The sequence below is a fragment of the Mesorhizobium sp. B2-8-3 genome (assembly GCF_006440815.1).
GTDB lineage: Bacteria > Pseudomonadota > Alphaproteobacteria > Rhizobiales > Rhizobiaceae > Mesorhizobium.
This window is the reverse complement of sequence record NZ_VFTW01000016.1, coordinates 54,436-67,607: the sequence shown is the minus strand read 5'-3', so window position 1 is coordinate 67,607 and position 13,172 is coordinate 54,436. Positions and strand designations below refer to the sequence as shown.

Genomic DNA, 13,172 nt, shown 5'->3' with positions numbered 1-13,172 from the left:
TCCGTTTCCAGTTATCCGACCCTCGACAACTTATAAGTTATAAGATATCTGATTCAGCCGCAAGAACAATCATCGGCTCTTAGGGAACAGGAAATGCTGCACAATTCGGCTCGGGCAATCGACATGAGCCTGCATCTGCATTCGCAGACGGACCCGCGGCGGCACGAGCAGGATGGGCCGCTGATCATCTCGGGCGGCGACGGCGTCTATGTCCGCGATGATGCCGGAAACCGCTATATCGAAGGCATGGCCGGCCTGTGGACGGCGTCGCTCGGTTTCAACGATCAGAGATTGGCCGCCGCTGCGGCTGCCCAATTCGCCAAGCTCGCCAACTACCATACGTTCAACCATCGTTCGAACGAGCCCTGCATTGATCTGGTCGAGCAGCTCGCGGCGGTCTCGCCAATTCCGGACTGCAGGATATTCCTGGCCAATTCGGGCTCCGAAGCCAACGACTCCATGGTCAAGCTTGCCTGGTACTATCAGGCGGCGCGCGGCAAGCCTGAGAAGCGGCGCATCATCAGCCGCAACGGCGCCTTCCATGGCAGTACGGTGATGGGAGCTGTGCTGAGCGGCCTGCCGCACATGCACCGTTCGTTCGGCATGAACACCGCTGACGTCCTTTTTGCCGGCAAGCCGCATTTCTACCGCGAGGCGCGGGACGGGGAGAGCGAGGAGGCGTTCGCCGACCGGCTGATCGCCGAACTGGAGGCGATGATCCTGGCGGCCGGCCCCGAGACGATCGCGGCGATGATCGCCGAGCCGGTGATGGGGGCGGGCGGTGTCGTCGTGCCGCCGCAAGGTTACTTCCCCAAGCTGCGCAAGCTGCTCGACGAGCACGACATCCTGCTTCTGGCCGACGAAGTGGTCTGCGGCTTCGGCAGGACCGGCAATTGGTTCGGCAGCCAGACTTTCGGTTTCAAGCCCGACATGTTCTCGGTCGCCAAGGGTCTGTCCTCGGGCTACCTGCCGATCGCGGCGGTGGTCGTGTCGGACGCGACCTACCGGGCGATCGCGGACGAAGGGCACCGGAACGGCGTCTTTGGGCACGGCTTCACCTATTCAGGCCATCCCGTCGCCTCGGCCGTCGCCGCCGAAGCGTTGCGCATCTATCACGAGATCGATGTCGTCGGCCGTGCCCGGACGCTGGGCGCGCAGATGTTGGAAGCGCTTCGCACCGCGCTTGCCGACCATCCGATGGTCGGCGAGATCCGCGGTGTCGGCCTGCTGGCCGGCATTGAGCTGGTCGCCGACCGGCGCACCAAACAGGGTTTTCCGGCCGAGGCCAGGGTTGGCGCGCAGGTTGAACGCGCTTGCCGGCAACGCGGCATCATCCTGCGCAACATGGGCGACGTGTTGGCGCTCTGCCCGCCTTACATCATCGAGCCGGACCAGATCGACGAACTCGTCCGCGCGCTTTTTCTCGCTATCGAAGACACCAGGGAGAGCCTCTCGCTCTGAGGCTTGGCTGCCATGACAATCACCATCAGACAGGACAAAAGCATGTACCCAGAAGTCGAGCTTTTCATCGACGGCAAGTGGGGACCGGCGGCTGGCGGCAAGACGCTCGAGGTTCGCAATCCCGCCACTGACGAAGTCATCGGCTCGGTTGCGGTGGCTGGCGCCGCCGATCTCGACCGGGCGCTCGCAGCAGCCGAACGCGGCTTCAAGGTCTGGCGCAAGGTCTCGGCCTTCGAGCGCGGCAAGGTGATCCGAGAAGCCGCACGGCTGATGCGCGAGCGTGCCGGCAGGATCGCCGGCCTGCTCAGCCTCGAACAGGGCAAGCCGCTGAGCGAGGCGACGATCGAAGTTCTGGCCTCGGCCGATATCCTTGACTGGTTCGCGGAGGAGGGGCGTCGCACCTATGGGCGCATCGTGCCGGCGAGAGCCAGCAACGTTCATCAACTGGTCGTGCGCGAGCCGGTCGGGCCGGTCGCGGCGTTCACGCCGTGGAACTTCCCAGTGTCGCAGACGATCCGCAAGATCGGCGCCGCGCTCGCCACCGGATGCTCGATCATCGTCAAGCCACCGGAAGAAACGCCTGCCTCGCCCGCCTGCCTCGCCGACGCCTTCAAGGACGCTGGGCTTCCAGACGGCGTGCTTAATCTCGTCTATGGCAACCCGCCGGAGATTTCGAGCTACCTGATCCCGCATCCAGTGATCCGGAAGGTGTCCTTCACCGGCTCCGTCCCCGTCGGCAAGCAACTCGCCGCGCTCGCCGGCCAGTATATGAAGCGCGTAACGATGGAACTCGGCGGGCATGCGCCGGCGATCATCTTCGACGACGCCGACCTCGACAACGCGGCGGCCCTGCTGGCGGCTGCCAAGTTCCGCAATGGCGGCCAGGTCTGCGTCTCGCCGACGCGTTTCCTTGTCCAGGAGAAATCCTACGCGCCGTTCGTCGACAAGCTCGTCGGCCATGCGCGCGCTATCAAGGTCGGCGACGGGCTGACCGAGGGCACCCGCATGGGGCCATTGGTCAATGAACGCCGGCTGCAAGCCGTCGAGGCGATGATTTCCGAAGCGGTGGCCGAGGGCGCCAAGCTCGAGACCGGCGGCAAGCGCATCGGCAACAAGGGCGCTTTCTTCGAGCCGACCGTGCTCAGCGACCTGCGCCCCGGGATGCGCATCATGAACGAGGAGCCATTCGGTCCGGTGGCGCTGGCGATGCCGTTCGCGACGTTCGACGAGGCGGTGGCCGAGGCAAACCGGCTGCCCTACGGGCTCGCGGCTTACGCCTTCACCCGTTCGCTGAAGACGGCGACCGAGCTTGGCGCGGAGATCGAGACCGGCATGCTGACGACGAACCATCTCGGCCTGGCGCTGCCGGAAGTACCCTTCGGCGGCGTGAAGGACAGCGGCTACGGTTCCGAAGGCGGCTCGGAAGCGCTGGAAGCCTATCTCGTCACCAAGTTCATCAGCCAGGCGGGATTCTAGTGGTTCGCGCCAGTGCGTGGGCTAGGCGAACATCTCGGTGTGTTGTTCGAGCTGCAGGCGGGTGCGACGGATGTGGCCGTAGAGGATGAGGCCGGCCTGTTCGCCGTCGCGACGCTTCAGCGCCTCTAGGATCAGTCGATGCTCGTGATGCACCGCCGCCATGCCGGCCTTGCCGACCGATGCGGCGAAAGCGCGGCGGTATTGCTGGGTGGTGTTCCAGAATTTGTGGATCATCTGGGCGAGCTGAGGCATCCGCGCGCCCTCGTAGCTCAGGAGATGAAACTCGCGGTCGAGCTGCAGGAACTCGTCGATGCCGTCGGCGGCCTCGATGCGCGAGACGAGGTCTTCCAGGCGCGCAAGCGTTTCGGGCGAAAGGTTGGCGCTGCTTTCGGACAGCGCCAGCGGCTCCAGCCGCTCGCGGATCTTGTAGATCTCGATGCATTCGGCGCGGTCGAGCTTGGAAATCCAGGCGCCGCTGTTGGGCACGAGGATGACCAGCCCCTCGCTTTCCAACTGCCTCAGCGCCTCGCGCACCGGAATGCGGCTGATACCGTACTCTTCGGCGAGCTCTTCCTGGCGGACGCGGCTGCCCGGCCGCAGCCGCCCCGACAGGATGGCGTCGCGCAGCGCATCGGTGACGCGGCCGCTGGCCAGGGCGGCGCCGTTGCCCTCGGTTCCGCCGCTTGTGCGTCTGCCGGCCATGATCTCAATTCCCCGCATCGTGTCGATCCCGAAGATGTTAGTGCATCGGCGAGCGGGTGGGAATCGGCACGAACCAACCACTCACAGATGAGGGCTGACGGGATGCCAGAGCCGGCGGTCCGTCTCGCGCTCATAGGCCTTGCCCTCGGGGAAGGAGACCAGCTCGAGCTGCATGCCCCAGGGGCTCAGGAAATAGACCCAACTCTGACCGGCGCTCGGCCCCTCGATGCGCACCGTCGGCTCGCCGAGCATACGCACGCCATGCGATCTGAGATAGGCGACAGCCTCGCCGATATCGTCGACATAGAAGGCGAGGTGGTGTCCGCCGACGTCACTGTTGCGGGGCTGGGCGCCGTTCCGGCCGGGGGCGGAATATTCGAAGATCTCGAAGTTGGAGCCGTGACGGCAGCGCAGGAATTTGAGCCGCTTCATCACCGTCCGGGGGTGGACGTTGAGATGGGTTTCCATCCAGTCGGCGTCGGACTGGAAAGGCCCGAGCTCATAGAACGGCTCGCAGCCGATCACCTCGACGAAGAAACGGACGGCTTCGTCGAGATCGGGCACGGTGAAACCGATATGCTCGGTGCCGCGCAGTCCGGGCAGGCCTTTCATGGTATCCGTCGCTTCCATGCTCATGATCGGTACGATATCTCGCAATTCCTGCGGAAACGTATCCAATTGATGGTCGTTGGCAAGAGAAATAGCCGTTCTGGCCGAATAAATCGAATGAATTGTATCCAATACTAGCGCCGCTTTGGAGGAGGTTTGCATGAACGACAGGACAGAATACGATCCCGCATTGGGCATAGCCTTCGTCAACGGAAGCTACGTGCCGCTCGCCGAGGCCACGATCCCGATCACCGACCGGGGTTTCGTCCGGTCCGATTCGACCTATGACGTCACCCATGTCTGGAAGGGCCGCTTCTTCAGGCTCGACGATCATCTCGAGCGCTTCCTGGCTTCCATGCGCGGCCTGCGCATGAGCCTGCCGCTGTCCAAGGCGGAAATGGCCGATATCCTCGTCGAATGCGTGCGCCGCAGCGGACTTCGCGACGCCTATGTGCAGATGACCTGCACACGCGGCGTGCCGCCGGCAGGCACGCGCGATCCGCGGCTTTGCCAGAACCGGTTCTATGCCTTCGCGCAGCCTTTCGTCTGGATCGCCAATGACGAGCAGCGCCGCGACGGGCTGAAGATGGTGGTGAGCTCGGTGCAGCGCATCCCGCCCGAATCGCTCGATCCGCGCATCAAGAATTTCCACTGGCTCGATCTCACCATGGGCATCTTCGAGGCCTACGACAAGGACGCCGTCGTCGCCGTGCTCAACGATGGCAAGGGCAATGTCACCGAAGGCGCGGGCTTCAACGTCTTTTCGGTGAAGGGCAACGTCATCGCGACGCCGGAGCGCGGCGTCTTCGAGGGCATGACGCGCCGCACGGTGATCGAGATGGCCGGCGAAGCAGGCGTGACCTGCGAGGTGCGGCCGCTGCCGATCGAGGAACTGCGCGACGCCGACGAGATCTTCATCTCGAGCTCCGCCGGCGGCATCATGCCGGTGACGATGCTTGACGGCCGCATCTACGGCAACGGCAAGCCCGGACCGATCACCAACCGCATCCACGATCTTTACTGGGCAGCACACAGGGCGGGTCCGCTCTGCACGCCGGTCAGTTACGAGACGGCCGCATGAGCGCGCAAGCACAACGCGTCTTCCTGGTGACCGGCGGCACGCGCGGTATCGGCGCGGCCTGCGTCGAGCGGATGGCGGCGGATGGCGCGCGGGTCGTCTTCACCGGGCGCGACCGGGCCGCCGCCGATGATGTGATCGCCGCGGTTCCTGGCGCCGTCTTCGCCGCCGGCGACGCGACCAGCGAAGCCGACTGCAAGCGGGCGGTCGACGTCGCGCTGGAGCTTGGCAGGGGCCGTATCGCCGGCCTGGTCAACAATGCCGGCGCCGGCGGGCGCGGCGCCTTCGACCAGACGACGCTCGACGATTGGAACAGGACGATGACGGCCAACGCCACCTCGGCATATCTGTTCACGCGTCATGCGCTCGCGGGCCTGCGGGCCGCTCGCGGCGCCGTGGTGACGATCTCGTCGGTGGCGGGCCTTGTCGGCGAGGAGGGGCTTGCGATCTACACCGCCTCCAAGGCAGCGCTGATCGGCCTGACACAAGCGCTGGCGCTCGAATACGGCTCGGAGGTGCGCTTCAACGCTGTCTGCCCGGGTCAGATCGCAACGCAGATGATGGCAAAGACGCTGGCCATTCCGGGCCGGCGCGAGAAGCTGGAAAAGCGCATTCCCGCGGCGCGCCTCGGCACACCGGAAGATGTCGCGGAGGCGGTCGGCTGGCTGCTGTCTCCCGCGGCGGGCTTCGTCAATGGTGCGGTGCTCAGCGTCGACGGCGGCGAGACCGCCGGCTTCATGACGCCGCGCGACGATCCGAAGGCCTGACTTTCAGCCAAGCGGCCGACTTTGGTCGGCCATCACCTGGCGCAAGCCGCGCTCGATATCGGCGAGCCGCGCGCATGCGGCGGCCTCAAGAACCTTGGAGATACTAGGCGAAGCCTCGCCGCCATGGACACGCTGGACCGGCTGGTCGAGCCAGTCGAAGCAGCGGTTCTGGATCTCGGCGGCGAGCAGGCCGCCATAAGACGTGCCGCGCGCGCCTTGCTCGACCACCAGCACATTGCCGGTCTTGCGGATCGAAGCTTCGATGGTCTGCCAGTCCAGCCCGGCGCGATCGAGCGAGCGCAGGTCGATGACCTCAGCGTCGACACCGAGACGTTCGACCGCTTCAAGCACTGGCCGCACCATGGCGAGGTAGGTGAGGATCGTCATGGCCGTGCCCTGGCGCACCACCTTGGCCTTGCCGAGAGGGATGAAGTAATCAAGGTCGTCGATCGGCGCCGGTCCGGTCGAATTGTAGAGATCGACATGCTCGATGACGAGCACCGGGTCCTTGCAGCGCAGCGCGCTGTTCATCAGGCCGACATAGTCGAAGGGCGTCGAAGGGGCGACGATGCGCCAGCCGGGCGAGGTGGCGAAGATGCCGGCCGGATCCATGGAGTGCTGCGAACCGTAGCCGGTGCCCATGGCGACCTTGGTGCGCAGCACCAGCGGCACGTCGATATCGCCGCCGAACATGTGGCGCGCCTTGCCGAGCTGGTTGAAGACCTGGTCGGCGGCCACCCACATGAAGTCCGGATACATGAACTCGACAACCGGAATATAGCGGCCATCCATGGCGATGCCGCCGCCGAGCCCGGTAAAGGCGGCTTCGCTGATCGGCGTGCCGAGCACCCGGTCGGGGAAGGCGGCGGCAAGGCCGCGCGTCGCGCCGTTCGTACCGCCCTTCAGCCGGTGCACATCCTCGCCCATGACGACGATGCGGTCGTCCGTTGCCATGCGGCGCTGCATGACGTTGGCGACGGCGTCGATGAATTTGGCGTTGCCGTCGATCGCGCCGCCGAAGGTTTCCAATTCCTCGGTGCGCGTCCTCGCGAATTCCGAGAGGTCGCCGCGTATGCCGTGGTCGCGGAAACCTTCGTCCGGCCAGAGCGCGGGCTTGATGCGGTTCTTGCCGTCCACCTGCTCGACGAGTTCGGCGCCGACATCGGCCATCAGCGCAAGCGCGCGTTCGCGCAGAGCGGCAACGCCCGAGCTGCCGATGATCTGACGCTGTTCCATTTCGCTCGCCAGCCGGTCGAGCGGGTCGCGCGCCCGCCAGGCCGCTTCCTCCGCCTTGTCGCGATAGCCGAAGGCGCTGCCGGGCAGAGGGCCGTTCTGATGGAAGTAGCGGTAGACGTCGGCCTCGATGATGGCCGGCCCCCCACCGCTGCGCATCAGTTCCATGGCTTCCTTCGTCGCAAGATAGACGGCGAGGGGATCCATGCCGTCGACTTTCCAGGCCGGAATGGCGAAGGCCGATCCGCGTGCCGACAGGCGCGGCTCGGCGGTCGCTTCCTCGACACGGGTCGAGACGGCATAGCGGTTGTTCTCGATGAAGAAGCAGAGCGGCAGCCTCCAGGCGGCGGCGATGTTCATCGTCTCCAGCACCGAGCCGATATTGACGGCGCCGTCGCCGAAATAGGCAAAGGCAACGTCGCCTTTGCCTGCCCGCTTGTGCGCCCAGGCGGCACCGGCCGCCAGCGGCACGCCGCCTCCGACGATCGCGTTGGTGCCGAGATTGCCGGCCTCGGCCCAGCGCAGATGCATCGAGCCGCCGCGTCCCCGGCAAAAGCCTTGCGCCAGGCCGAGAATCTCGGCGAGCGACCTCTGGGCCAGACCGCGGATTTCCGATGAAAACTCCGCTGCGGGCAAGAGGCCGTCGGGCGCGACATAACGGATCGACTTGGCGAGAAACTGGTGATGCGCGCGATGGGATCCATTGATCTGATCGCCAGCGCGCATCAACGCGGCCGAGCCGACGGCGCCGCCTTCCTGGCCGACCGCGGAATGGGCCGGACCGTGCACCAGGCCCTGGCCGGCGAGCTCCAGCACTTTCTCCTCGAAGGCGCGGATGAGATGGGCCGAAACCAGCATCGATTCCAGCGCGGCCGGATCGGCGTCGTCCCAGTCGGCGCGTGTCGTGCGCAGTTCGCGCCAGGGGGCTGATGGGGCCAATGTTGCGTAGTCGGGCATCAGGACTTCCTGGCGGGCTCGCGGCTGGGTTGAGAAGCGTATTGGATACGATAGAGACGTTTATTGCCTTTTGAAAGGCGAAAATTGCCAAAATAGGTTTGCCATTGGATACAATGAATATGTCAGCTTTCGTCGCGGTAGGCGCGGGTACCGACCGGCCTTGAATGCTGCGCGTCGGCGCCGTCAGTCCGCCTCAGGCGCGAGAATGCGTGTCACATGTTCGGCAATCGCCAGGCTGGAGGTCAGGCCGGGGCTTTCGATGCCGAACAGATTGACCAGCCCGGAGCTCTCATGGGTCGTGGCATCCTGGATGACGAAGTCGCTGTTTTCTTCACCGGGGCCGGAGAGTTTCGGCCGAATGCCGCTATAGGCCGGCTGCAGGCTGTCGTCGGCCAGATCCGGCCAGTATTTGCGGATCGCATCGTAGAAGCGTTTGCCGCGCGCCGGATCGACGCGGTAGTCGAGCGTGTCCGTCCATTCGACGTCGGGCCCGAACCGAGCCGTGCCGCCGAGATCAAGTGTCAGGTGGACGCCAAGCCCGCCCGGTTCAGGCACCGGGTAGACCAGCCGCGAGAAGGGCGCCCGGCCCACCACCGAGAAGTAATTGCCCTTGGCGTAGCGAAGCGTCGGCAAAAACCGCCGGTCGAAGCCTTCGAGCGAGCCCGCCAGCGCAACGGCGCCGAGGCCGGCCGCGTTGACGAGGCGCGACGTGGCGATCTCGAAACCCTCGCCGCTTGCCGTGTCCATCGTCTGGAGCACGATGCGGCCGGCATCGATGCGGCCCGAAACGATGCGCGTGTTGAGCGACAGCATGGCGCCGCTTTCCTCGGCGTCGCCGAGCAAGGCGAGCATGAGCGCGTGGCTGTCGATGATGCCGGTGGAGGGCGATAACAGGGCTTTCGTGCAATGAAGCGCCGGCTCCAGGGCTTGCGCTTCAGCGGCGGAAACGAAGCGCAAATCTTCCACACCGCAGGCTGCGGCGCTGGCCCGGATCGCGGCAAGAACGGGTTCCTGGGCCTCGTCGGTTGCGACGATCAGCTTGCCGGAGCGCCGATGCGGGATCGCGCGTTCCGCGCAGTAGCGGTAGAGCATGTCGCGGCCGGCGACGCAGAGCCGGGCCTTCAGCGATCCTTGCGGATAGTAGATGCCGGCATGGATCACTTCCGAATTGCGCGAGCTCGTCTCGGTGCCGATGGCATCCGCCGCCTCGACGATCAGCGTGTCCAGGCCGCGCGCGGCCATCTTGCGCGCAATCGCCAGACCGACGACGCCGGCACCGGCGACGATGCAGTCGATCTGTTCCATTCTCAGCCTGCCTTGGCCGTGTCGGCGGCGCGCCTGCTGAACAGCCGTTCGAGAATCACGTTTCCGCCCTCGGTGATGTCGGCGATGATCGCATGTTCGGCGGCATCGGCATCCTTCCTTTCGACCGCGGCGAGCACCGCGTGGTGATTGTCGATCATGGTGCGGCCGCCTTCATGATAGGATTCCGCAATCAGGGGACCCATCTGCAGCCATAGCCGGTTCAGGATGCCGCGCAGCACAACCATGTCGCCGATGTCGGCAAGCGCGAAATGGAAGGTCTGGTTGAGCTCCAGCGCTTCCGTCCAATTCCTGTCGGTAATGGCGCTTTCGTTGCGGGCAATCAGATCGCGCAGCCGCTCGACATCCCTGGCTGTCGCCTTGAGCGCGGCCTCGCGCGCGGCGAGGCCTTCGAGCTTCAGCCTGATCTGGCGGATCTCTCGATAGCGTTCCAGCGTGATGATGGGGACGCGCACCTCGCGCGCCGATTTCTGCACCAGCGCCTCGTCCTGGATAAGGCGCAGGATCGCATCCCGCACCGGCGTGACGCTGGTTCCGAGTGACTGGGCGAGGTCGCGGATGGTCAGCCTGGCATCCGGCGCGAAGCGTCCCTTGACCAGCGCCTCGGCGACGCGCGCATAGACCGTCTCGCCGAGATTTTCGCGCTCGAGCGTTTCGAAGCTGAAGCTCGCCATGCCGTTCCCGTCCCATTTTTGGCTGTCGGCCCAAAGGGGCTTGACAGTATATCTTATAAGAAACATGATGCATCAAAAAGCATAAAGCAAGAGGGAACTGCGACCCTAGGACGAGGGGAGGCAGGGCAATTCCCGCTTGGACGCCTGCAGACAGGAGCCGTGATGGACGCCAGACCGAATTCCCCCGAAGCCCGCGACATCCGCTATCACCTGCATGGCTATACCAATGCCCGCAAGCATCAGGAGACGGGTCCGTTGGTCATCGAAAAGGGCGATGGCATCTATGTCGAGGACATTGCAGGCAATCGCTACATCGAGGCGATGGCGGGCTTGTGGAGCGTCGCCGTCGGCTTCTCGGAAAAGCGTCTGGTGGACGCTGCGACAAGGCAGATGTCGAAGCTGCCCTTCTATCACGACTTCGGCTCGAAGGCGCATTCGCCGCTGATCGACCTGGCCGAGCAGCTGGTGCAGATGGCGCCGGTGCCGATGAGCAAGGCCTATTTCACCAATTCCGGCTCCGAGGCCAACGATACCGCGATCAAGATGATCTGGTATCGGTCGAACGCGCTCGGCCAGCCGGCGCGCAAGAAGATCATCAGCCGCAAGCGCGGCTATCATGGCGTCACCATCGCCTCGGCGAGCCTGACCGGGCTGCCCAACAATCATCTCTCCTTCGATCTGCCGATCGCCAATATCCTGCACACGTCGACGCCGCATCACTGGCGCGACGCCCAGCCCGGCGAGAGCGAGGAGCAGTTCTCCGCGCGGCTCGCCGACGACCTGGAACAGCTGATCCTTGCCGAGGGGCCCGAAACGATCGCCGCCTTCATCGGCGAGCCGATCATGGGCGCCGGCGGCGTCGTCGTTCCGCCCGCCGGCTATTGGGAAAAGATCCAGGCGGTGCTGTCGAAATATGACATCCTGCTGGTGGCCGACGAGGTCATCTGCGGCTTCGGCCGCACCGGCGAGATGTTCGGTTCGCAGACATTCGGCATCAAGCCCGACATCATGGTGCTGTCGAAGCAGATTTCCTCCTCCTACCTGCCGATCTCGGCGCTCATCATCAACGACAAGGTGTTCGAGCCGATCGCCGACGAGAGCGACCGCATCGGCACCTTCGGCCACGGCTTCACCGGCGGCGGTCATCCGGTCGCCGCGGCCGTCGCGCTGGAGAACATCAAGCTGATCGAGGAGCGCGACCTCGTCGGCAATGCGCGCAAGGTCGGCGCGCATCTGCAGGCGCGGCTCAACAAGCTCGCCTCGCATCCGCTGGTGGGCGAGGTGCGCGGCGTCGGTCTCATCGCCGCCGTCGAGCTCGTCGCCGACAAGGCAAGCAAGGCGCCGTGGGGCAAGCCGGCGGCGCTCGGCGCGCTGGTCAACGGCTTTCTGCAGCAGAACGGCGTCATCTCGCGCAATATGGGTGACGCGATCGCCTTCTGTCCGCCGCTGATCATCACCGAGGCGCAGGTTGACGCTTTGGTCGATGCATTCGAGCGATCGCTCGACGCCGCCCTGCCGCAGGTTCATCCGCGGGGCTGAGCCAGCCTATGGCAGTCGAAACGCCCTGTCGGGTGACGGTCTATCGCGCATTGACACATAAGATATAAGATGTACGTTGCGAATTACGCGACCTGAATAGGCTGAATGGATACATTTGCACGAAATTCAGCGTTTGAAGTTTGAAATGCCAACGAAGAAGTGGCAGATTGGATACAAAAATGATCGGGCTAAACCGGTCGATCGGGTAAACAACTCCAGGCCCCCCAAGGGCAGCTGTTCAAATGGGAGACTGATATGAGTGGATTGAAGAAGTCACTGGCTTTGGCGCTGTCGGCGACGGTGCTGTCGGCCGGAATGGCGCATGCCGCCGACTGGTGGCCGTTCAAGATCGCCTCGGCGAAGGATGGCGACCTCAAGAACGTGGGAGAGATCGAATACAAGCCGCTCGATAAGGCAGAGAAGCCCTGGAAGCTCTGCGTGCTCTTTCCGCATCTGCAGGACAGCTATTGGGTGTCGGTGGACTATGGCATCGTCGAGGAGGCCAAGCGCCTGGGCGTCAAGGTGACGGTGCTGCAGGCGGGTGGATACACCGCGCTGCCGAAGCAGATCTCGCAATATGACGACTGTGTTGCTGCGGGCGCCGACGCCATCCTGATCTCGGCGATCTCGGAAGCCGGCGTGGCAGCCAAGATCAACGAGGGCATGGGCAAGGGCATCGTCAACATCGCCGTCGCCAACCCGATCCTCGAGACGCCGATCACCGCCCGCATCACGCCCGACTTCTACCAGAAGGGCTTTCAGACCGGCGAGTATGTGAAGAAGTTCCTCGGCGACAAGCAGGGCACCGCCGTGGCGTTCCCGGGCCCGCAGGGCAGCGGCTGGGCCGAAACCTACATGAACGGCTTCCGCGACAGCACCAAGACCGGCAACATCAAGCTGGTCGGCGAAATGTTCGGCGAGGCCAGCGTGCCGGCGCAGCTCAAGCTGGTCGAGGATGCGCTGCAGACCCATCCGGACGTCAACGTCATCTGGGGCGGCGCGCCGACGGCGGAAGCCGCGATCGGCGCCGTCGCCGACGCCGGCCTGAGCAACGTGACGATCATGTCCTCCTACGAGAACCAGACCATGCTGAAGGCCGTCAAGGACGGCTCGGTGCTGGGCTTCGCCACCGAGTATCCGGTTATCATGGGACGCATCGGCGTCGACCTCGCGGTTCGCGCGCTGGAAAAGAAGGATCACGAGAAGGTCCTGCTGGTTGCCCCCGGCATCGTTACCAAGGACAATGTCGACAAGATCGACACGACCCAGATCTTCGCGCCGGACAACTGGCGCCCCGAGTTCTCGGTCGAATAGTAACCAGGCCGCCGGCGCGGCCTTCAGCTTCGCGATTGA

General features: G+C 64.7%; 11 protein-coding genes. 6 read left to right on the top strand and 5 right to left on the bottom strand.

The window, feature by feature from the left end:
- Positions 1-93: 93 nt before the first annotated feature.
- Positions 94-1,461: an aminotransferase gene (locus FJ418_RS21630; RefSeq protein ID WP_140869059.1), complete on the top strand. Its 1,368-nt coding sequence runs from the start codon at positions 94-96 to the stop codon at positions 1,459-1,461.
- A gap of 42 nt (positions 1,462-1,503) precedes the next feature.
- Entirely contained in the window at positions 1,504-2,937 is a 1,434-nt protein-coding gene (locus FJ418_RS21625) for an NAD-dependent succinate-semialdehyde dehydrogenase (protein WP_140869056.1), read from the top strand.
- A gap of 21 nt (positions 2,938-2,958) precedes the next feature.
- Here FJ418_RS21625 and FJ418_RS21620 read toward each other — a convergent pair whose 3' ends face one another.
- Positions 2,959-3,639, bottom strand: coding sequence for a GntR family transcriptional regulator (locus FJ418_RS21620; protein ID WP_140869053.1), 681 nt, complete (start codon positions 3,637-3,639; stop codon positions 2,959-2,961).
- Between the two features lie 81 nt (positions 3,640-3,720).
- Positions 3,721-4,269 (bottom strand): VOC family protein, encoded by a 549-nt coding sequence (locus FJ418_RS21615; RefSeq protein ID WP_210243160.1) that lies wholly within the window; start codon positions 4,267-4,269, stop codon positions 3,721-3,723.
- 139 nt (positions 4,270-4,408) lie between these two features.
- Here FJ418_RS21615 and FJ418_RS21610 point away from each other — a divergent pair, with 139 nt between their 5' ends.
- Together FJ418_RS21610 and FJ418_RS21605 are read left to right on the top strand one after the other, a co-directional pair.
- Positions 4,409-5,329 carry an aminotransferase class IV gene (locus tag FJ418_RS21610; protein ID WP_140869049.1) on the top strand — a complete coding sequence of 307 codons (921 nt, stop codon included), beginning with the start codon at positions 4,409-4,411 and terminating at the stop codon, positions 5,327-5,329.
- On the top strand, positions 5,326-6,093 hold the full coding sequence (locus FJ418_RS21605; protein ID WP_140869046.1) for an SDR family NAD(P)-dependent oxidoreductase: 768 nt from the start codon (positions 5,326-5,328) through the stop codon (positions 6,091-6,093). Before FJ418_RS21610 ends, FJ418_RS21605 begins: the two co-directional genes overlap by 4 nt.
- Positions 6,094-6,096: 3 nt before the next feature.
- Here the strand turns inward: FJ418_RS21605 and FJ418_RS21600 are convergent, their stop codons facing one another.
- The 3 genes from FJ418_RS21600 to FJ418_RS21590 form a co-directional block, all read right to left on the bottom strand.
- Complete coding sequence (locus FJ418_RS21600; RefSeq protein ID WP_140869043.1) at positions 6,097-8,283, bottom strand: dehydrogenase E1 component subunit alpha/beta; 2,187 nt, start codon at positions 8,281-8,283, stop codon at positions 6,097-6,099.
- A gap of 183 nt (positions 8,284-8,466) precedes the next feature.
- Positions 8,467-9,588, bottom strand: coding sequence for an NAD(P)/FAD-dependent oxidoreductase (locus FJ418_RS21595; protein ID WP_140869040.1), 1,122 nt, complete (start codon positions 9,586-9,588; stop codon positions 8,467-8,469).
- 2 nt (positions 9,589-9,590) lie between these two features.
- The gene (locus FJ418_RS21590) at positions 9,591-10,280 is read right to left on the bottom strand and encodes a GntR family transcriptional regulator (RefSeq protein WP_140857575.1); all 690 of its coding nucleotides are present in this window, start codon (positions 10,278-10,280) and stop codon (positions 9,591-9,593) included.
- 162 nt (positions 10,281-10,442) lie between these two features.
- Here FJ418_RS21590 and FJ418_RS21585 point away from each other — a divergent pair, with 162 nt between their 5' ends.
- Together FJ418_RS21585 and torT are read left to right on the top strand one after the other, a co-directional pair.
- Complete coding sequence (locus FJ418_RS21585) at positions 10,443-11,819, top strand: aspartate aminotransferase family protein (RefSeq protein ID WP_140869037.1); 1,377 nt, start codon at positions 10,443-10,445, stop codon at positions 11,817-11,819.
- A 255-nt stretch (positions 11,820-12,074) separates the two neighbouring features.
- Positions 12,075-13,133: a TMAO reductase system periplasmic protein TorT gene (torT, locus tag FJ418_RS21580; protein ID WP_140707744.1), complete on the top strand. Its 1,059-nt coding sequence runs from the start codon at positions 12,075-12,077 to the stop codon at positions 13,131-13,133.
- The last annotated feature ends 39 nt before the right edge of the window (positions 13,134-13,172 follow it).